Raw genomic sequence first — 21,877 nt, forward strand, 5'->3', positions numbered from 1 at the left:
CATAGTATTATTTTATAAATATTCAATTAATCAGGTCAATTCGAGAAATATTACTAATACGTTACTTGTTGCTATATTAATTACATCAATGGATATTGCAGGGCGATGGTTTCTTTACAACAGTATTAATTCATGGGTTGAATCTAAAATTAATTACCTTTTCATGGATAGTTATTTTTCTCTACATAATGAGCTTATTAATTTTATTAAGATAATAACTATTTATATTTTTGTAACACTATGGACTTATTTTAGTATTAGATTGTTGAATAGAAATTTTATTCATGACAGTAACGAATTAACTCAATCAGAGAGTCAGCGGTTACATCTTGGAGTATTCATTTCGCTTTATAATTGTTATTTTAACAGCCTGTTTTTTCCCATTATTTTATTTGATGGTGTACATTTCAGTTTTACAGGTATTATTATTAATATAGTTGGATTAGCTATATTTTTATTAATTACTAATTTGATCGGCTATTTTTTGTTAAGAAAATGTTTTACAGGTGTAACAGAAGTTTTAAACTTAAAAAAGCTTATATTTAGTACGATAAGTATATTCATCTTCAACTGCATATTGGTAACAATAATTATTATGGTATCAGTTTCTCTTCATGAATATTTAGAAATATATTATAGATTATCCAATAATTTTTCATTATGTTATACATGGACCATTATAGGAATCGTGTTTATTCTAAGCTCTATAATGGTTAGAATTATGACCAAACTGCTATTTTATTCAGAAAAAAATAGAATCAATATCACACAATAGTACAAGTTGTATATATGTATTGGTAAAGCGATTTATAAATTAGCTTCCAATACATAATCATTTTGAAAACTTATTCAAGATCTATGCCTTTCAAACTCAAATCAAAAACTCCTCATTTCAAAGTAAAAAAACTAACACTTTATCGAAATTTATATTCGACAATTTTTATTGTCAGACAATAAAAGAACATTTAGTTAAATCATTAAATAACCGATATAGACATTAACTATTTTTTTTGATACTTTGTTATTTTAGGTAAATTTTATAAATAATAACAACAAGTTAACTTTTGTTAGGTTTGTTAAGATTTAAGTTAATCAATGTAATGATTAGTAAATACCAAATAAATGGAGTTTATGTGTTCAAAAGTAATTTAAATAAAATTGATCTCTTGATCAAATTAACACTAGGTACTTGTCTAGTTACACCTCATCTTGCAAGTGCTTTAACTATTATTGATGCATCTAATATTGGAACTCATACTAATAGCGGTATTGCCGTTTCTTCAACCGATGATATCATTATTCAAAATATAACAGGTGTTGCTGCGCCTCATATCAACATTACTAGCAACCAAGATTACGGTATTAAATCAGGATATAATGGTAAAACTTTAACCATTGATACCGGAACGGATGAATTTGTAATTCAAACTAATGCAACAGGTAATTATAATAAAATAAGTAACATCCATGTTCTTTCAAATGGGAAAGTCAATGCTTTAAGTGACATTCGCCTAAATGTTAAAGATGGTACCGGTATTTATTTTGCTAATAGGGGGAAAGCTGATTTTGATAAAAAGGTAACTATAATAGGGACCGGTACATCAAATGGCAGTTTCATTGGAATTCGAGCTTATAACGGTTCAAATTCATCAAAAACTGAAGGCAACTTCAATGGTGAAGTTAACATACAGTCAGTAGGAAATGGTAGTTATGGTATTTTATCCTTACTGAATAACGCACCAGATTCACTTGGTATAAATCTAAACTTTAACGAAAAAGTAACGATTAATATGAGTGGCAATAATTCGACTGGTGTTGCGTTCCAGGAATATGCTGGTGCTAACCCAAATGCAGACAGTGTTATTAAATTTAATAATGGATTAGATGTAACAACGGCTAATGGAACCGCTGTCTACATGGACCAAAAAGCAGGAAAATTATTCATTAATAGTGGCTCAAATGTTAATAACATTGTTTCAACTAGTTATAACAATTATAACGCAATACAGTCGACTGCTGGTGAAATAGCTGTTAATGGTAAATCGAATATTAAGGGTGATATTTATGCAGCCAGTTCAGGACAGATTAATCTTGATTTAACTGATGGCTCGACATTATTAACTTCAATTGATAATACATCTTCATCTGCGAATAAAGGTACTATCAATGTTAAGATAGATGGTAGTCAAAGCCAATGGAATATGACTAATAGTTCATCTGTTGATTCCCTTACGTTAACTAATTATGCCAAAGTAAGTTTTGGTCATGATTATGCAACATCAAATACGATACTTGATGGTTCAAATAACATGACTTTAACGGCAAATTCATTATCTGGAAATGGGCTATTTGAATTGCGCACTTCCATCGGTAGTGGTTTTGCTAATGATTTACTCAAAATTACTGGCTTTTCACAAGCAACTGGTAATCACAATATCTCAATTAGAGATGACAACAATGGTTCAGCAGCAGTTACTGGTAATGAAAAACTTACTTTAGTTGAAACTGAAGGTGGTGGTGCTAATTTTAATTTGACTTCACCATCAGTTGATATTGGTGCATACCAATTTAATACTCTAACTAAAGTCACTGATGAACGTAATAGTGGTTCAGAAGATTGGGTATTATCAGCTCAAAAGAAAACAGTAAATCCAACTAAGCCTAATTTAACCAATACAGCTCAAAATGCGGCAAATATTCTAAACTCCAGTTACTTGATTAGTTACATTGAAACACAAACTTTAATGCAAAGAATGGGTAAACTTCGTCAAGGCGAAACATCTGATGGTGATGCTTGGGGTCGTATTTATGGTGGTAAATTAAGTTCATTCAACGATAAACGTTTATCGAATTTTGATATGGATTATTATGGCTTACAACTTGGTGTGGATCGAAAAGTTGAAAATACAAATGGTGATATCTATTATGGTATCATGGGTGGTTTAAGCCGAGGAAATATAGATCATCATGTAGGTGATGGAAACACTAAAGGCTACTATGCAGCACTTTACGGCACATACCTAAACCAATCAGGGTTTTATATCGACGGTTTAATTAAATATATGAGAATGTCGAATAAATTTAATACTCGTACCGGTGGGGGTTATTTCGTAAAAGGTGATGGTAATACTAATGGTTTTTCAATAGGGACTGAACTAGGTCAACGATTCTATTTCAATTCATTACCAAATCAAGGTTGGTATTTTGAACCTCAAGCTCAATTAACTTATTCTCATCAAGGAAGTGCAGTCATCAATGCGACCAATGGATTAAGAACTAAATTGGACAGTTATAATTCATTACTTGGTAGAGCAAGTATTGTCCTAGGCAACAGCTTTACCCAAGATGATAATATAGTTGATGTATACCTAAAAACTGGTTATGTGAAAGAGTTTGATGGTGAAACATCTTATGTCTTTAACCATGTTGCAAAAGAAAAATATGATTTCGGTGGCAATTGGTGGGATAACGGTATTGGTGTAGATGTTCAGTTTAACAAACAACACCATATCTATACAGATGTTGTTTATTCATTCGGTAATAAATTTGACCAAAAACAAGTTAACTTAGGTTACCGTTATAGTTTCTAATAATTAGAGACTATCTATTAATTTAAAAAATAGACATTAACTTAAAGTGACTACTCTGCGTAGTCACTTTATTCAATAAACAAGTCTCAACTCGTCTTTCAAATCGTTTTCATTAATTATCAGCTAATCAACTATTGAAATGATATCAATATTCTTTTTTACAATTTGTTTAATAAAAAGATATGTGAAGTTAAAAAGTCATTTATAATAGTTAATTAGGTGATTTTATCAACAAGTTTAAGTGAGTGCTTATTATGTCTCAGCCTATATCGCTAGTTTCACCATTAATTGCAGAGCAAAAACAGAAAATCACATCACAATTATCACAATGTGATTCAATTGCAGTACAAAATAATCTTGATATTTTGGTACAAAGTGATTTTATTGTTGATGCTTTTTATCGGTTTCCAGATTGGTTGACAGACATTATTAACAATCCTCCTCAAGCTGATGAAAGAAGTTACTATCAACAATGGTTAAATGAAAAGTTAGCATCGGTATTTGATGAGTTGGAACTAATGAAAACTTTAAGATTATTCAGACGCTACATTTTAGTAAGGCTTGAATGGTCACAATTAACGCAAACAAGTAGCGATGAACAAATTTTATTACAACTTACTGAGCTAGCTGAGGTGATTATTGTCACTGCACGAGATTGGCTATATGAGCTTAGTTGTAAAGAGTGGGGAACCCCTTGTAATTTGCAAGGAGAGGCGCAACCTTTACTTATTCTAGGGATGGGGAAACTCGGTGGAGGAGAACTTAATTTTTCATCTGATATTGACCTTATTTTTACTTATCCTGAACATGGGCAAACACAAGGTGGTCGTCGCGAATTAGATAATGCCGTCTTTTTCACACGTTTAGGACAGCGTTTAATTAAAGCTTTAGATCAAATTACTGAAGATGGTTTTGTCTACCGAGTTGACATGCGTTTACGTCCTCTAGGTGATGGCGGTCCACTTGTTTTAAGTTTTTCAGCGATGGAAGACTACTACCAAGAGCAAGGAAGAGACTGGGAACGTTACGCCATGGTAAAAGCGAAAATACTCGGTGATCAACAAGATTTATACACTAAAGAGCTTTACCAAATGTTAAAACCATTTGTATACCGCCGTTATATTGATTTTAGTGTCTTACAATCATTGCGAAACATGAAAGGCATGATTGAACGTGAAGTTCGTCGTCGAGGTCTAACCAACAATATTAAACTTGGTGCAGGTGGTATTCGAGAAATAGAATTCATCGTACAAGTATTTCAACTTATACGTGGTGGACGTGTGATTGGCCTACAAACACGTTCCTTATTGACTGCTTTACAAGTGATAGAACAAGAATCCCTACTTAATGCTAATGAAGTAGATGCTCTACGTGAAAATTACTTCTTCCTACGTCGTTGTGAGAACCTATTACAGGCTATACATGATGAACAAACACAAACACTACCAGAAGATGAATTAGACCAAATACGTATAGCAATAGGCATGAATTTTAGAAGCTGGAATGAATTTGTATCTGAACTTACTAAAAGAATGCAATTTACTCGGCAAATATTTAATCAACTTATTGGTGATGAATCAACTGAATCAACACAAAATACGAACAACGATCACTATAATGACCTTTGGGTGCCTGATTTACAATTAAGTGATGTTACTTCAGTACTATTGAACTATTCACCTGATGATGCCAAACAGCTTTATCAAATGCTTTGTCAATTTCGTGATGATATCAGTAAACGGACCATTGGTGTTAGAGGGCGTGAAATCCTCGATCAGCTAATGCCAAAATTATTAGAATTAATTTGTAATGATAAGCATGCATTAATAATACTATCACGAATTTTACCGTTACTAGTCAATATTGTTAGCCGAACAACTTATTTAGAGTTACTGCTTGAATACCCAACGGCATTAAAACAACTAATTCGATTATGTAGTGCCTCACCAATGATTAGTGAGCAACTTGCACATTATCCAATCTTATTAGATGAGCTTATTGATATTCACTCACTTTATCAAACTGTTGCCCCTAATGAATATAAAAGTGAACTTTATCAATACTTACTTCGAATTCAGGTTGATGATGAAGAACAACAACTTGAGGCATTAAGACAATTCAAACAAATGCAACTCCTACATATAGCCGCTGCTGATGTTGAACATGTATTAAATACCATGAAAGTAAGTGATCATTTAACATATGTTGCAGAATCGCTTCTCGATTTTGTTGTTCAAATGGCGTGGAATCAGATGATTGCTCGTTATGGAAAGCCGGCACATTTAACCGATAATCAAAAAGGGTTAGTTATTATTGCTTATGGTAAATTAGGTGGTTGGGAATTAGGATATGGATCAGATTTAGATCTCGTATTTCTTCATGACTGCCCTGTTGATAGTATAACCGATGGTGATAAACAAATTGATAGCCGCCAGTTTTATTTACGACTGGTACAACGAATAATTCATTTATTCAATGTACGTACTAGCTTTGGTATTCTTTATGAAGTTGATGTTCGCTTACGTCCACAAGGGGATGCAGGACTATTAGCTTGTAGTTTGAGTGCATTTTATGACTACCAAATGAATGAGGCATGGACTTGGGAACATCAAGCATTAGTTAGAGCAAGAGCCGTTTATGGTGAGATTGAACTTATTAAACGCTTTAATGAAATTAGGCATACTGTTTTATGTAAAAACCGTGAAGAAAGAGTATTAAAAACTGAAGTTCGAGAGATGCGTGAAAAGATGCGGGCACATTTAGGCACAACAGCGCCACATCAATTTAATTTAAAAATAGATGCAGGTGGTATTGGTGATATTGAATTCTTATCACAATATCTAGTACTAAACTATGCACATCAATATCCTAAAATGACCACATGGAGTGACAACGTACGGATCTTGGAGCTTGCAGCTAACTATCAAATTATGGATAACCTAGAAGCCCAGCAACTCACTAAAGCTTATATTGATATGCGAAATGAAATCCATCAATTATCGTTGCAACTCTTACCGAGCATTGTTGATGACTCATGTTTCAAATCAGAAAAAGAGATCGTGAATCAAAGCTGGCTAAAATGGCTTAAAGACTAATTAGTTCTAATATACTTATAATTGTTTAATAAAGTTGGTTTGATTGAAGTGAAAATTTATGGAGTGTAATACCAAATGGCGACGATCAAAGACATAGCAAAACTTGCTGGTGTATCTCATGGTACTGTCTCAAATGTACTCAATGATCGTGGTAATGTCAGTTTAAAAAAAATCAAATTAGTTGAACAAGCGATTCAACAATTAGGTTATCAAATCAATTTATCTGCCAAAATTTTAAAAGAAGGTTCAAATAAGTCTATTTCGGTTATACTACCAAATATCACTTCCGAACAATATACTAATTTATATGATGGCCTGTTTAGTCAAGCCAACCGACTTGGTTATGAGCTTTCGCTTTATTTAACTTATGACTCTAAAGAACTGGAATTACAATTAATCCAAAAGGTAGCTGTAAAACGTGATCATGCAGTTATCGTTGTTAGTTCATTATCAGATGCTAACTCCTATTATCAAAAAATTAAATTACCAAAAGAAAAAATTATCTTTGTCTATCGAAAGCCTATCTCAGCATTGCAATTCATATCTCTTGATTATGAGAAAGCTGGACGGGAGATTGCTAATGAATTAATCAAAAAAACGTATCGAAGAATTGGCTTATTTTGTAATTCAGAGCATCACACTCATACTAAAAACTTCAAAAAAGGTTTACTAAACACGTTCAAAAAGCATCATTATGATGTGACATTGAATAGTATTGCATCTAAACCTTCTAATGGTACCTACAATTTAGCTTTTAGTTTTTTTGAAGATGAACAGGTTAATTATGATGCGCTAATTACCATGGATATGGAGCGGGCACATTTTATTCGTAATGCTAATTATTTTGGAAGTTTAAAATCTTGCCCACCCATTTATACATTAACCAATAACAGTTTTTTTTATGAAGATAACATTTATCAATACCATATGAACTATGGCATATTAAGTGAACAAATTATCAAACTAGTAGAAGGCAAAAACACAACCAATCTTGATAATAAAGGTTTTTCATTATTGCCTGATTTGAATTCAGAAAACATAACTAAATCTTCAGAAACTATTAACTTTTTAATCTTACCCAGCCCATCAACGCAGGCGGTAAAAAAACTATTACCACATTTCCAAAAGACGAGCGGTATTGATGTAAATTTAATTATAAAACCTTTCGACGAAATATATCATATTCTTAATCAATTTGAACAACATCAGCAAATTGATATTATACGAATTGATATGGCTGGATTACCTTGGTTTGCACCATCGATATTCAAACCTTTATCAGAATTAGATATTAACTTGAATCAACTGTTTGCAAAATATCCACAAGAAATTGTAGAACGCTTTAGCTATGTAGATAATTCTGCTTATGCTATTCCTTTTGATCCTAGTGTTCAAATGCTCTTTTATCGCAAAGACTTATTTAATGATCCATTAATTAAGCGTGCTTATTTTGAAGCATATCGACAACATCTTAATGTCCCTAAAAACTTCAAAGAGTTCGATCAAATTGCGACCTTTTTTAATCAACAGCAAAATACGGAATCCCCAGTAGAGTTCGGTAGTTGTATTACGCTCGGTAATTATGAACTTATCGCATCTGAATTTTTAGTTCGCTATTATTCTCAAGGAGGAAAACTAATTAATGGCAATAAATTTGGTTTAAATACCACAATTGCTAGAACTACTTTAAATCATTTGCAATCATACATTAGCGTTGCCAAAAATATACAATCAGCTTGGTGGCAAGAATCAGTAAATTTATTTGAACAAGGCAAGCTAGCTATGTTAATTGTTTATATGAATTTATTTGGCTATATTAATCATCGTAATATATTGCCTTTGGTTGGATACGCTAAAGTACCGGGAAAAAAATCACTATTTGGTGGAGGTTCCCTTGGTATGTCAAAATATAGTCAAAAAAATGAACAAGTAAAAACCTTTTTTAATTGGCTTTACTCCAACGAAATCAGCGAACAAATAGCATTACTTGGTGGAGCAACCGCACAAAACACTATTTTCCAAAATCATCGAATTATAAATAGTTATCCATGGTTACCAGTGGCGCAACAACAATATGCCAATGGCATTCGAGAAAATAGCATGACAGGTAGTGCTATTAATTTAAGACTGATTGAAAATATTATTGGAAAGTATTTAACACAGTGGATAACTAACCAATATAGTTCAAAACAAGTCATAGAGATGATTAATAGTGAGATAGAAAAAAGTATGGCTAATAAATAATTATTAGCCATATTAAAGTAAGAGTAAGAAATTAATCTGATTCTACTTTTTTAGGTGCCATGATGACATCTTTATCTTTAAAGAAATACCAGAAACCTACAGCAACAATTGCAGCAACTACCGCAGGATAGATCCAGAACTCTTGCCATTGTGGACCAGCATTAGGTAATGTCTTCTCTGTAACAACGCGGTTATTGATAAAGCCACATACTGACGCAGCCATAAATACACCAAAGCCATTAGAAACAATAAAACGTAACCCTTGAGCTTGCGCTTTAATTTCTGGACCTGCTTTCTTATCAACATAGATATCACCAGCAGTAAAGAAGAAGTCCCAACAAATACCTTGTAACAATAGCGTACCAATAATATAGAAGAACATATTATCTTCTGATGTTGCGGCCAGTGATAACATCATGCTACGAATTACCCAACAAATTGCGCCGAATAAAATGATTTTTTTGAAACCAAAACGACCTAATAAGAAAGATAGAAGGAACATAAATAACACTTCTGTAGCGATAGCAATTTGCATCATTGAAGCAGGCTCTAAATCTAATACAGGTAAATATACTGGTAAATAAGCACTATATGCAGTTTTAGTTATCATTAGGACAAAAGTAGATAGCATAAAAATAGTGAAATACTTATCTTTGAAAAGTGATAATGCATCTAAACACATTGCATCACGGATTGAGAATTTCTTATTTCGACTTGTAGGTGGTGTGTTAGGTAAAGTAAAACAATAAATCCCATAAACCACAGATGCACCAGAAGCAAGTAAAAATGAGTTAATGGAGCTAGAAAAACCAGTATAACCAAGAATTAATCCTACAATCATAAAACCAATGGTGCCAAATACACGAATAATTGGGAACCAGCGCACACCATCTATATGCCTAAAACTAACGCTATTAGCTAATGCTGTTGTTGGATAAAATAATAAACCAACGATAAAAATCATGATTAAAAAGCCAGCAATATTGCCACTTTCAACAAAATTAGGAATGATAAATAAAACAACTGCATTGAGAATATGTAATATGCCCATCACTTTTTGTGATGCAATGAACCTATCAGCGATCATTCCAATGAAAAGTGGAGAGATAATAGTTGCGATTCCTAAAACTGAATAAGTCGAACCAACAATTTCTTTTAATCCATAAGCAGCAAGTACTGCCCCAATAACCATATTCCATGCACCTTGCACAAAATATTGTAAAAACATCATTACCAATAAACGTGGTATTTTAAACATATAAAGCTCCGTATTAAATCGTCTTCGTCAAGCCATCATAGGCTACTTCAATATTGTAAGGTTTGAATATTTCAACTAATTCATCATGCATAAAACCACTGCTATGAGAGTGGTGAGACGTGATAAGTTGAGTGCTTGAGCTAAAAATACCATCATCCAACATGCGCTTTTGAGTAGCGATAACAGTTTCAATACTCATATGATTATTGGTCTTATCATTTTGTTTATATCCATAAGTACACTCAAAAATAGCCATATCAATTTTTTTGCCACTATCTTTTAGCCATTGCCATGTGAGTTCAGGAAAATAGCCAGAGTCATGTCCGTGTAGAAACGTTTTTCCATCTTTCTCAATCAAGTAAATAAAGCAAAATTCCCATTTAGCATGATTAGCTAACAAAGCTGTAACGGTATAACCAGCTGAGGTTACAACAGTTTGAAATGGAACTAATAAATTAAATACAAAACGTTCAGGACTATAACCAGGTACTACATTCAAACAACCATTTATGGCAATATCATTTCCATAAACGTAAAGAGGGTGGTCGATATTAAAACCATAATCCACCATACGGCTAAATAGATCGCCCACATTAAAATGGTCAGGATGAGTATGAGTAAATAATAAGTCCTTTATTTTAGTAACATCAATGTTTTCTCTCATTGCTTGATAGCTATATTCCGGAGCAAAATCGATTTGCACAATATCATCAATAAGAATCGAACTTCGAGTTCTTATATTTTTACCTTTTTGAATGCGAGATTTTTCACAAATCTGACATTTACAAAAAGGATTTGGGATACCTTCTGATGCAGCAGTACCCAAAAAATGTATTTTCACATTGTTCTCCTATGTTTATTTATTTTTCATACATCGTTATTTTATGAAAATTGGAACGTTTCAATTTTATTTTAATGTCATTAGAACCACAATAAAAATGGATTTTTTTTTGTCAATTCGTGAGCTAGATCAAAGTTTATATACAATCGATTATTGTTTTAATATCAGAAAGGATTATCGACGATATAGATTATCGCCGATAAAAAAAGAAATTAAATTGAAGGGTTTTTTTAGTTGGCCTCTTTCCAAAGAATCAGATTTTTATCATCTAGTTCCGATGTATCAAATCCGATCATAGCTGGTAACTCTTCATGATCAAATGCCAAATCACCACCATTAACATCAATATCACCTTTCTTAATACCTTTGAAATCATATAAATTGGTATCACATAAATGAGAAAGGGTAATATTCTGCGTGGCTCTGAACATAGTTTCTATACGACCAGGAAACTTCTTATCCCAATCATTTAACATCTCTTTGATCACTTGACGTTGTAAATTAGGTTGTGAACCACAAAGATTACATGGAATGATAGGGAATTGCTTAATTTCAGCATATTTTGCAATATCCTTTTCTTTGCAGTACGCAAGCGGTCGAATAATAATATGTTCACCTGAATCATTCATTAATTTTGGAGGCATCGCTTTAAGTTTTCCGCCATAAAACATATTTAAAAATAATGTTTCTAAAATATCATCACGATGATGCCCAAGCGCAATTTTTGTCGCACCGAGCTCAGTTGCTGTGCGATATAAAATACCTCGTCGAAGCCTAGAGCAGAGTGAACACGTGGTCTTGCCTTCAGGGATCTTTTCTTTAACAATACCATAGGTATTTTCTTGAACAATTTTATACTCAATACCTAAAGATTCGAGGTACTCAGGTAAAACATGTTCAGGAAATCCTGGCTGCTTTTGATCTAAATTGACTGCAACTAATTCAAATTGCACTGGTGCACTGATTTTTAAATTAATTAAAATGTCTAGCAATGTATAACTATCTTTACCGCCAGATAGACAGACCATTATACGATCGCCTTCTTCAATCATATTGAAATCAGCGATTGCTTCGCCTGTTAGGCGACGCAATCGTTTATGTAATTTATTTTGATTGTATGTATTCATCACGATTTAATAGATTATTCCGCTCGGCTCATATATCGGCGTTCAGCAATATGAATTTTAACTTTTTCGTGGTTATCAATATATTCAGGTACTTGAATAACAAGGCCAGTAGACAATGTTGCAGGTTTAGTACGTGCGCTTGCCGAAGCACCTTTTATACTTGGCGAGGTTTCAATAATTTCAAGTTCAACTGTTTGTGGTAATTCTAGAGCGACAACTTCATTTTCAGCCATCAAAACTTGAATTCCATCCATACCGCCTTCTGGGATAAAAAGAAGTTCTTCTTCAATTTGATCTTTCTTAAAAATAAACGGAGTATAGTCTTCATTATCCATGAATACATATTCATCCCCATCAATATAAGAAAAGCTTACAGGACGTCGAAATAGTTCGATAGTGTCTAAAACATCATCACCCTTAAAACGTTCTTCAACTTTACCTCCAGATTTAACATCGGTAAAACGCATTTTATAAAGTGTACTTGCACCACGAGCACTAGGGCTTTGTACATCAATTTCTTTTACAAGTAACAACTTACCGTTATAGGTGACAGCATCACCACGTTTAATTTCATTAGCTTTAGCCATAATAGATTCTTCATATTAAATAGAGTTAAAAATTAGCTCGCTATTTTACCCTTAACTTGCTATTGTCACCAATAAAATTTATAAAACAATCTAATCTCATGACTGAATCATTCCAATGTCGAAGAAACTGTGGGGCATGTTGTATTGCACCGTCGATCTCATCTGCTATGCCTGGTATGCCTAAGGGAAAACCAGCAGGTGTTGCATGTATCCATTTGGATGAAAATTTATTATGCAAATTATTTGGCCAATCAACCAGACCCCAAGTTTGTAGTCACCTAAGACCATGTTATGAAATGTGTGGAACAAATCGTAACCAGGCATTAGATTATTTAACTCAATTAGAACAGCTTACTAGCAACTAAGTATTGCTAATATTTAACATATCGGCTGTATTATTAGAATTATTTATCTCGCACATAAATTTTTTTGATACACTTCACGCACTTTAATTAGCTAATGATAAATATTTAAATAAATTAGCTTAAATCAGTTACTAAGCTACATCATATTAAGTGTAGTTAAAATAATTAGTAAGTTTAATTAACAAGAAGAAAATTGATATGACGAAAAAATTAAAGCGTGATTTGAAAGCTCGCCATTTAGCAATGATCGCTATTGGTGGTTCAATTGGTACTGGGCTATTTGTCGCTTCTGGTGCAACAGTTGCACAAGCAGGTCCAGGAGGCGCATTAGTATCTTATGCTATTATCGGCATAATGGTTTATTTTTTAATGACTAGCCTTGGAGAGCTAGCTGCTTATCTTCCCGTTTCGGGAACCTTTGCAACTTATGGAGCACGTTATGTAGATGAAGCATTTGGTTTTGCCATTGGTTGGAACTATTGGTATAACTGGGCAATTACTGTTGCTGTTGACTTAGTTGCGGCACAATTAGTTATTTCCTATTGGTTTGATGCTGGTGCCTATAGTTGGTTATGGAGTTTATTGTTCCTAAGCATTATTTTCGGCTTAAACTACATTTCTGTAAAAGGGTTTGGTGAAGCAGAATTTTGGTTTTCATTAATCAAAGTGGTTACTGTTATTTTATTTATTGTTGTTGGCTTATTGATGATAATTGGCATTTTAAAAGGTGCTGAAAATGCTGGTTGGCAAAATTGGAAAATAGAGGGTGCACCATTTGTCGGCGGATTCTCATCAATGATCGGTGTGGCGATGGTTGTTGGATTCTCATTCCAAGGTACTGAGCTAATTGGTATTGCGGCGGGAGAATCTAAAGATCCAGAAAAAAATATACCAAAAGCAATGAAACAAGTTTTTTGGCGAATACTGCTATTTTATATCTTTGCCATCTTAGTAATTAGTTTAATTATTCCATACACTGATCCTAACTTACTTCGTAATGATGAAACAGATATCAGCGTTAGTCCATTTACCTTAGTTTTCCAACATGCAGGATTATTATCCGCAGCAGCTATCATGAATGCGGTAATTTTAACATCGGTTCTTTCTGCTGGTAACTCTGGCTTATATGCTTCAACACGTATGTTATATGCATTAGCAAAAGAAGGTAAAGCGCCTAAGATTTTCAGTCGATTATCTTCAACAGGCGTGCCTGATATGGCGTTATTCGCAACTACATTAGTGGCTATGCTCTGTTTCTTAACGTCATTATACAAAGATCAAGAGGTCTATTTATGGCTACTAAATATGTCAGGTATGACAGGATTTATTGCATGGCTTGGTATTGCAATTAGCCACTATCGTTTTAGAATAGGTTACCTCACACAAGGACGAGATCTCAATAAATTACCTTACCGATCAAGTTGTTTCCCATTTGGTCCTATTTTTGCTTTTGTGCTTTGTTTGATTATTACACTCGGTCAAAATTATGAAGCATTTTTACAAGATACCATTGATTGGAATGGCGTTATTGCAACTTATATAGGTATCCCATTATTTCTTTCAATTTATTTTGGTTATAAGATTGTTAAAAAGACAAAATGGATAAAATACGATCAGATGGATTTTTCTCAAATGGACTAATCAATTCACATCTAGATTAGATTGCACTTCCGTCGACATCTGTCGACGGAATTGTATTAAGAAAGAGAAAATAACCAATAAACTGGTTAATAATACAAAAACAACAAGTGCGATAACGATATTAGCGACTACGGAATATGATACGTGCTTTTGAAAGATCGTAAGGTGTCATTTCAACAGTTACTTTATCGCCAGTAAGAATACGAATATAGTTCTTTCTCATCTTTCCAGAAATATGTGCAGTAACAACATGACCGTTTTCAAGTTCAACTCGGAACATCGTATTCGGAAGAGTATCAAGAATAGTACCTTGCATTTCAATGTTATCTTCTTTTGCCATTGGGGCCTCTTAAAATTAAATACAAATTAAATATACTCAAATCAATATTCCGATTTTCTTTATGTTTAATTAGAAAAGCGAATTTATCAACTAAAACACCAATTTTTGGTGTGTGCAAATTCATTGAATATGAGTATAGACACAGAACAGCTATAATCAGATTATCTAAATATAGCGGCAAAATAATGCCGAAAAAACTCACAGATGTAAAGTCATTTCTAACATTTCTTTGAATTATAAATTCCATGTTCATGTATGTAGTGCCAAACTTTGCTCGGTAACAACTTTTCACAGCATTGTTGATTATCGATATTTAGCCTTATTTCTGTCGCTGAAATCGATTCAAGTGGTGTATTAGCAAAATAGATATAACCATTTGGATAATGATGTAACGCTTGGCTATCTTTTGTTTGATGTTGATTAATCCATGCTTGCAAATTGCTATCATCGGTGGTTTGGGGATAACCTGGCCTTTTACAAATAAGCAAATGACAATAATCGAGCAACTTTTGCCACTCTTTCCAAGTGGGTAAATTAAGCAAAGAGTCTTGCCCTATAATAAAAGCCAAGCCTGATAGGGTACCATTTTGTTCACGCCATGCTTTAAGCGTATCAACAGTAAAAGAGGGTTGATTGATTAGCTGTGGTTCTAATTCTCGTGTATCGATGGAAAAAAGCGAATAATCAGATATAGCTAATTTTAACATAGCTAAACGTTGTTCTGTTGTGGCTTCTGGCTGTGGTTTATGAGCAGGGATTCGATTTGGCAATAAATTAATATTATTCAATCCAACCTCTTTGGCTAAGGCTAGAGCAGGGCGCAAATGCCCATAATGGATTGGATCAAAGGTGCCACCAAAGAGTGCTGTTAACAATTATCTAATCCCATAAACTGCATAGTTAAATTCAACAGAGCATCCCAAATAGGTAAATCATTATTATGTTTTAAGCTAATCTCGATTTCAGTTAAAGTGGCCAATAGAGCAAATAGATGCTTGATATCGAATCGACTTAAATAAGCACTATACATCTTTCTTTTATTTTGCCAGATTCGATATTCGTCAAAAACTTGGCGCGGGGATTTTTCTGCTAAAGCCAATTTTAAATTGATCAACAAAATCAACTCACGTTGAATAATACGCAATAATATCAATGGCTCGAAATCATTCATTTTAAGCTGGTGTAACACATGCATTGCCCGCTTAGATTTATTGTAAACCATTGCATCAACCCAATGATAAGGCGAGAATATTGCTGAATCATTAATATTTGATTCTACTTGCTCATAATTAATAGTCTGATTAGGGTAAAGTAATTTTAATTGCTCAATAATTTGCGTTAAAGCCAACAAATTACCTTCATAATAATAACTAAGCAATTCAATTCCAGGTTGCTCAATTGTCATTTGCATTTGTTGCAAATAGGTTTTTATCCATGATGGTAATTGTGCTACTTCTGGCGTTGAACAATTCACAACCACTAAATTATCAGACAAGGCCTTATACCATGCTGAATTTTCTTGAGTCTTGGTAATCTTAACTAAGCTGATTATCAACCCGATATCAGGGGTTAACATTTCACATAACGTATTTAATTTTGTAGCAACTGAAACATTAAGCACACCTTCACCAATTTCTAAACAGAGCAAGGTTTTATTAGAAAACAAATTCATTGCCTGACAACTGTCATACATTGCCGGCCAATCAGTTTGAGCGTTTATCGTGAAAGAAAGTTGCTCGTCATATCCAGCTTGTTTAAAAGCTTTACGTAACTCAGTTTGCGCATAATGTTGCAAGTAAGGATCACTACCTAAAATCAAATAATAGGGTGATCCTAACTGATGGATGATTTTTTCTGCACTAATTTTTTTCATCGTTAATTAGGTGTATCAACCGATTTTAATTTACGGATGATCTGTTTTGCAGCCTGCTTATACATTTCGTCTTCAATTAGATTTTGCTCGACTGTTTTCGCAAGAGCTGCGGCTGGATTATCAAAGAACGTACGGAAAACACGAACATTAATTGGATGAATTTGTTCACCCGCAATTACTACTTGAGCTTGAATCGTTAGTACTAATTGATATTCTGCTGCTTTACCATCTTGATAAATGGATATGGTGCTTTTACTCAATGAATCACCCACTATTCTGAGTGATGGGTAATTGGCTGGATCATTAATATTAGCCAAAGTTACTTTATTATCGCGTAGCAACTCTTTAATATTTCTCGATAAACGACCATAAGGATCACCACTAACATATGAAAGCGTTTTAAATCGAGCAGGGACTTCAGTTTCATACTGCAAATGAAATCCACATCCCGTTAGCGATATCGCCAATAACATCAGTAAAGCTAAATATTTTTTCATTGGTATTACCACCTATATCCAAGTTATCCAACAATATTAACTTACAACCAGATTCAATAATTTACCTGGTACATAAATCACTTTGCGAATTGTGGCATCAGCTAAGTATTTTTCAATATTTGGCTCTTGTTTAGCTTGCTCTACAACATAATCTTGCTGAGCATCAGCAGGTACAGTGAATTTACCACGCACTTTACCATTGATTTGCACAACAATTAATTTTTCGTCTTCAACCATAGCTGACTCATCAGCAACTGGCCATGAAGCATTATCAATTGTTTCACTATGACCTAATGCTTGCCACATAACAAAACAAGCGTGTGGCATCATAGGATAAAGTAATCGAACTACTGCATTTAAAGACTCATCCATCAATGCGCGATCTTGATCAGTGTCTTGTGGTGCTTTTTGTAAGCGATTCATAAACTCCATCACCGCAGCAATAGCTGTATTGAAAGTTTGACGACGACCAATATCATCACTCACTTTAGCAATTGTTTTATGTAATTCACGACGTAAAGCTTTCTGATCAGCATTCAATTTAGCGATATCGAGCGCAGCAGTTTTACCAAGTTGAGAATGCTCGAAAACTAAACGCCAAACACGTTTAATAAATCGATTAGCGCCCTCAACACCGGATTCTTGCCATTCAAGCGTCATATCAGCTGGGGATGCGAACATCATAAATAAACGAACAGTATCAGCTCCGTATTTTTCTACCATCTCTTGTGGATCAATACCGTTGTTTTTCGATTTTGACATCTTAGTCATACCAGCATGAACAAGTTCATTGCCTTTACTATCTATTGCTTTAGCAATACGGCCTTTATCATCACGTTCAATGGTCACCTCGGTTGGTGAAACCCAAATACGCTCGTTAGTTGGGCTGGTATAATAAAAAGCATCAGCTAAAACCATACCTTGGCAAAGTAAACGTTTAGCAGGCTCATCTGATTTAACCAAACCGAAATCACGCATCAATTTATGGAAGAATCGGAAATAAAGTAAATGCATAATCGCATGTTCGATACCACCAACATACTGATCAACAGGTAACCAATAATTAGCTGCGTTTTCATCTAACATACCTTTGTCATAATGTGGGCAAGTATAGCGAGCATAATACCAAGATGACTCCATAAAGGTATCGAAAGTATCTGTTTCTCGAAGGGCTGGTTGACCATTAACGGTTGTTTTTGCCCACTCGGGATCGGCTTTAATAGGACTGGTTATCCCATTCATTTCAACATTTTCAGGTAAAATGACGGGAAGTTGATCTTCAGGTGTTGGGATCGTTGTGCCATCTTCAAGCGTCACCATTGGAATCGGCGCTCCCCAATAACGTTGGCGAGAAACACCCCAATCGCGTAAACGGTAATTCACTTTACGGTTACCAATACCTAACGCAATAAGTTTATCGGCGATAGCATTGAAAGCTTGATCAAAATCAAGACCATCAAACTCACCTGAATTAAATAATTTACCGTGCTCAGTATAAGCTTGCTCAGAAAGGTCAGGAGCTTGCCCATCTTGATTCAAGATAACTGCTTTAATTGGTAAATTATATTTTGATGCAAATTCATAATCGCGTTCATCGTGACCCGGTACAGCCATCACAGCACCAGTACCATATTCAATTAACACAAAATTAGCGATCCAAACTGGAACCTTATTACCGGTTAATGGATGGATGGCAAAAAATCCAGTCGCCATACCTTTCTTTTCCATTGTAGCCATATCAGCTTCAGCGGTTTTCGTGGTTTTACATTCAGCAATAAACTCAGCAATTTTAGGATTGTTTTGCGCAGCTAATTGAGCAAGAGGATGCTCAGCCGCCACAGATACAAAACTCACACCCATTAACGTATCAGGGCGAGTAGTATAAACGCGTAACTTATCGTTATAATTTTCAACGGCAAAGTCAAATTCCACCCCTTCAGAACGACCAATCCAGTTACGTTGCATGGTCTTAACTTGTTCTGGCCAACTCTCAAGAGTATCTAAATCATTCAATAACTCATCGGCATAATCAGTGATTTTAATAAACCATTGTGGAATCTCTTTACGCTCAACCGGAGTATTACAACGCCAACAACAACCTTCAACTACTTGCTCATTAGCTAGAACAGTTTGATCGTTAGGGCACCAGTTAACAGCTGAAGTCTTTTTATAAACTAAACCTTTCTCAAATAATTTAGTAAAAAACCATTGCTCCCATTTGTAATACTCAGGACGACAAGTAGTAACCTCACGGTCCCAATCATAACCAAAACCAAGTAATTGCAACTGCTTCTTCATATAAGCAATATTTTCATAAGTCCATTTAGCTGGTGCAGTATTATTTTTAACGGCTGCGCCTTCTGCTGGCAAACCAAATGCATCCCAACCGATTGGCTGTAAAACATTCTTGCCGTTTAAGCGTTGATAACGTGAGATCGTATCACCGATTGTATAATTACGGACATGACCAAGATGCAAACGACCTGAAGGATAAGGAAGCATTGACAAACAGTAATACTTCTCTTTAGATGGATCTTCAGTAACGTGGAAAGTTTTCTCTTCTTGCCAATGTTTTTGTACTTTGGCTTCAATTTCATCTGGGCGATATTGTTCTTGCATGACGAATTAATGTCCTATCTATTATTGCTAATAAAAAATAATTTGCTAATTGTATTGGTTATTGGCACGTTTTACAAACGATATATGAAACAAGGAGGATGATTTGATACCAATATTTATATGAATTAAAATCAATAAAGTTATAAATAAAAAAATAAATCTTTGCTTCTCAATATATTTAAAAAACTTAAGATATATTTCTAAAAAAATATCAGGAATAGTTTATGGAAAATCGTACATTTGAATTTCGTTGTTTTACTCGGCGCTCATTTATAAGTTTAATGATACTCATTTTTTGCTTTGGTGTTTTAGTCTTTGGTTGTCTCTTGTATTTATTTGCATTATTCTTTAGTGAGATGATTCCCAACCAATACTTTGAAATCATTTTTATTGTTGGACTCCTTGTTCCGGAATTATTTTCTGTCTTTCTGTTTGCTATATGTATTGCTCGCTTGTTCCGTAAAAAAATGACGATTAATGTCAATTCATATTCGATTAATATTGATGACCATAAAAAATTGAATCAAACGTTTCAATGGTCAGCATTACAAACAGTAATGATGTTTAAAAGTACCGTAGTGCTATATCACACGATTATTTTGGAGTTTGACAATAAGCTTATTAATATGATGGTGGCAAAAACTATCTATTTGTCCAAAAAAGATATTGATCAATTTCTTCAATTTATACAATATGTCGATGAACAAATTATAAAGCCAGATTTTACATTATCCTCATCGGATACAACGTTATCAACTAAACTTACCCAAGAACTAACAAAAGCATTAACAAATAAAAATTATGATCATGGAGAATACCGTTATTTATATGTTAGAAAGTAACTCATGGGCATTTATTGTTTATAAATTACTGATAAAAAAAATGGCTATTTAAATAGCCATTTTTTTTAGATCTGAACTAAATTAACCACCATTAAATACACTTAAGAAGCGAGAAAAGTAAGATTTTTTCTCTTCAACTGGCATATTTTCAAGATTAGCTTGTATAAGTTTATCGACTTTTTGGCTTTCGTCAGTCAAACCTAATTCATTATATGCATTACTCAATAACGATAATGCTGTTTTTGTTGAATCAGTATCTGGAAATAACGCTAACATTTGAATGACTCGATTTACCACGGCAACATAAGCGCCACGGTTAGTATAATATTGAGCCACTTTTAACTCATAGCGAGCGATACGGTTCTTTAAATATACTAAACGTTTTTTTGCATCAGCGGCATAACTGCTCGTTGGAAAACTAGAAACCAAATAAGTAAAATCTTTAAATGCTGCCATCGCAAATTCAGGATCACGATCTGAACGATCAACATTAAACCAACCCTGAATAGTATTATCATTTTGCGCCATATTGTTAATACCGCGCATATAAATCACCCAATCGATATTCGGATGGGTTGGATTTAATTTTAAAAAGCGGTCAATTGACGCAATGGCCATAGGATAATCCGCATTTTTATAATAAGCATAAATCAAATCGAGTTGGACTTGTTGTGAATAAGGTCCAAAAGGATAATTTTTATCAATCGTTTCTAAAACAGTAATACTCGATTTTAAATTCCCACCTTCAAGCTCAGTTTTGGCTTTATTGTGTAACTCAATTTCTGATACATTTTCAACATCAGGCTTTGTACTCGTACAACCAATTAGCGCGCTACTTAAAGCGATGGCTAACAAAGTATTTAAACGAAGTTTCATTCAGTTTTAATCCAAAATATAATTAAACATTAAAGGCAATGATTAGTATATAATACTCTAAATCATAACAGCTTAAAATAGA

15 protein-coding genes and 1 pseudogene are annotated in these 21,877 nt (G+C 33.9%); 6 read left to right on the forward strand and 10 right to left on the reverse strand.

Features of this window, described 5'->3' with window-relative positions:
* Positions 1-1,133: 1,133 nt before the first annotated feature.
* The 3 genes from J3U24_RS07375 (at position 1,134) to J3U24_RS07385 (ending at position 8,929) form a co-directional block, all read left to right on the forward strand.
* Positions 1,134-3,590, forward strand: coding sequence for an autotransporter outer membrane beta-barrel domain-containing protein (locus J3U24_RS07375; protein ID WP_267337396.1), 2,457 nt, complete (start codon positions 1,134-1,136; stop codon positions 3,588-3,590).
* A 254-nt stretch (positions 3,591-3,844) separates the two neighbouring features.
* Complete coding sequence (gene glnE / locus J3U24_RS07380) at positions 3,845-6,685, forward strand: bifunctional [glutamate--ammonia ligase]-adenylyl-L-tyrosine phosphorylase/[glutamate--ammonia-ligase] adenylyltransferase (RefSeq protein WP_267337395.1); 2,841 nt, start codon at positions 3,845-3,847, stop codon at positions 6,683-6,685.
* 75 nt (positions 6,686-6,760) lie between these two features.
* Positions 6,761-8,929, forward strand: coding sequence for an extracellular solute-binding protein (locus J3U24_RS07385; RefSeq protein ID WP_267337394.1), 2,169 nt, complete (start codon positions 6,761-6,763; stop codon positions 8,927-8,929).
* A 31-nt stretch (positions 8,930-8,960) separates the two neighbouring features.
* Here the strand turns inward: J3U24_RS07385 and J3U24_RS07390 are convergent, their stop codons facing one another.
* The 4 genes from J3U24_RS07390 to yeiP form a co-directional block, all read right to left on the reverse strand.
* Positions 8,961-10,187 carry an MFS transporter gene (locus tag J3U24_RS07390; protein WP_065562608.1) on the reverse strand — a complete coding sequence of 409 codons (1,227 nt, stop codon included), beginning with the start codon at positions 10,185-10,187 and terminating at the stop codon, positions 8,961-8,963.
* A 13-nt stretch (positions 10,188-10,200) separates the two neighbouring features.
* Positions 10,201-11,028, reverse strand: a complete 828-nt coding sequence (locus tag J3U24_RS07395) for an MBL fold metallo-hydrolase (protein ID WP_065733871.1) — start codon at positions 11,026-11,028, stop codon at positions 10,201-10,203.
* Between the two features lie 230 nt (positions 11,029-11,258).
* On the reverse strand, positions 11,259-12,155 hold the full coding sequence (ttcA, locus tag J3U24_RS07400; protein WP_267337393.1) for a tRNA 2-thiocytidine(32) synthetase TtcA: 897 nt from the start codon (positions 12,153-12,155) through the stop codon (positions 11,259-11,261).
* 14 nt (positions 12,156-12,169) lie between these two features.
* Positions 12,170-12,742, reverse strand: coding sequence for an elongation factor P-like protein YeiP (yeiP, locus tag J3U24_RS07405; protein WP_065562605.1), 573 nt, complete (start codon positions 12,740-12,742; stop codon positions 12,170-12,172).
* Positions 12,743-12,840: 98 nt separating this feature from the next.
* On the opposite strand from yeiP, the gene J3U24_RS07410 reads away from it, so the two are divergent.
* Both J3U24_RS07410 and J3U24_RS07415 read left to right on the forward strand, forming a co-directional pair.
* Positions 12,841-13,107 (forward strand): YkgJ family cysteine cluster protein, encoded by a 267-nt coding sequence (locus J3U24_RS07410; RefSeq protein WP_065562604.1) that lies wholly within the window; start codon positions 12,841-12,843, stop codon positions 13,105-13,107.
* Between the two features lie 177 nt (positions 13,108-13,284).
* The gene (locus J3U24_RS07415; protein ID WP_267330679.1) at positions 13,285-14,748 is read left to right on the forward strand and encodes an amino acid permease; all 1,464 of its coding nucleotides are present in this window, start codon (positions 13,285-13,287) and stop codon (positions 14,746-14,748) included.
* Between the two features lie 121 nt (positions 14,749-14,869).
* Here J3U24_RS07415 and infA read toward each other — a convergent pair whose 3' ends face one another.
* The 5 genes from infA to leuS all read right to left on the reverse strand — a co-directional run bounded on the left by infA (position 14,870) and on the right by leuS (position 20,077).
* Positions 14,870-15,088, reverse strand: a complete 219-nt coding sequence (infA, locus tag J3U24_RS07420; protein ID WP_025315083.1) for a translation initiation factor IF-1 — start codon at positions 15,086-15,088, stop codon at positions 14,870-14,872.
* 218 nt (positions 15,089-15,306) lie between these two features.
* On the reverse strand, positions 15,307-15,963 hold the full coding sequence (gene nadD, locus J3U24_RS07425; RefSeq protein ID WP_267337391.1) for a nicotinate-nucleotide adenylyltransferase: 657 nt from the start codon (positions 15,961-15,963) through the stop codon (positions 15,307-15,309).
* A complete protein-coding gene (gene holA / locus J3U24_RS07430) occupies positions 15,957-16,961 on the reverse strand; it encodes a DNA polymerase III subunit delta (protein WP_267337390.1) in 1,005 nt (334 codons plus the stop codon). The genes nadD and holA overlap by 7 nt, the downstream gene beginning before the upstream one ends.
* Before the next feature lie 2 nt (positions 16,962-16,963).
* Entirely contained in the window at positions 16,964-17,458 is a 495-nt protein-coding gene (gene lptE / locus J3U24_RS07435) for an LPS assembly lipoprotein LptE (RefSeq protein ID WP_065562599.1), read from the reverse strand.
* A 36-nt stretch (positions 17,459-17,494) separates the two neighbouring features.
* A complete protein-coding gene (leuS, locus tag J3U24_RS07440; protein WP_267337389.1) occupies positions 17,495-20,077 on the reverse strand; it encodes a leucine--tRNA ligase in 2,583 nt (860 codons plus the stop codon).
* Positions 20,078-20,301: 224 nt separating this feature from the next.
* Here leuS and J3U24_RS07445 point away from each other — a divergent pair, with 224 nt between their 5' ends.
* Entirely contained in the window at positions 20,302-20,919 is a 618-nt protein-coding gene (locus J3U24_RS07445) for a hypothetical protein (protein WP_267337388.1), read from the forward strand.
* A gap of 153 nt (positions 20,920-21,072) precedes the next feature.
* Here the strand turns inward: J3U24_RS07445 and bamD are convergent.
* Positions 21,073-21,795: pseudogene (gene bamD, locus J3U24_RS07450) on the reverse strand (outer membrane protein assembly factor BamD); the annotation flags it as partial.
* Positions 21,796-21,877: the final 82 nt, after the last annotated feature.

Source organism: Gilliamella sp. B2785, assembly GCF_026537005.1.
Classification (GTDB): Bacteria; Pseudomonadota; Gammaproteobacteria; order Enterobacterales; family Orbaceae; genus Gilliamella; species Gilliamella apicola_E.

What these genes read in the sequence shown, in the direction of transcription:
- J3U24_RS07445 (WP_267337388.1), top strand. Translation starts at nt 20,302, where the DNA reads ATGGAAAATCGTACATTTGAATTTCGTTGTTTTACTCGGCGCTCATTT.
- glnE (WP_267337395.1), top strand. Translation starts at nt 3,845, where the DNA reads ATGTCTCAGCCTATATCGCTAGTTTCACCATTAATTGCAGAGCAAAAA.
- J3U24_RS07390 (WP_065562608.1), bottom strand. Translation starts at nt 10,187, where the DNA reads ATGTTTAAAATACCACGTTTATTGGTAATGATGTTTTTACAATATTTT.
- yeiP (WP_065562605.1), bottom strand. Translation starts at nt 12,742, where the DNA reads ATGGCTAAAGCTAATGAAATTAAACGTGGTGATGCTGTCACCTATAAC.
- holA (WP_267337390.1), bottom strand. Translation starts at nt 16,961, where the DNA reads ATGAAAAAAATTAGTGCAGAAAAAATCATCCATCAGTTAGGATCACCC.
- lptE (WP_065562599.1), bottom strand. Translation starts at nt 17,458, where the DNA reads ATGAAAAAATATTTAGCTTTACTGATGTTATTGGCGATATCGCTAACG.
- J3U24_RS07410 (WP_065562604.1), top strand. Translation starts at nt 12,841, where the DNA reads ATGACTGAATCATTCCAATGTCGAAGAAACTGTGGGGCATGTTGTATT.
- ttcA (WP_267337393.1), bottom strand. Translation starts at nt 12,155, where the DNA reads ATGAATACATACAATCAAAATAAATTACATAAACGATTGCGTCGCCTA.
- infA (WP_025315083.1), bottom strand. Translation starts at nt 15,088, where the DNA reads ATGGCAAAAGAAGATAACATTGAAATGCAAGGTACTATTCTTGATACT.
- leuS (WP_267337389.1), bottom strand. Translation starts at nt 20,077, where the DNA reads ATGCAAGAACAATATCGCCCAGATGAAATTGAAGCCAAAGTACAAAAA.
- J3U24_RS07385 (WP_267337394.1), top strand. Translation starts at nt 6,761, where the DNA reads ATGGCGACGATCAAAGACATAGCAAAACTTGCTGGTGTATCTCATGGT.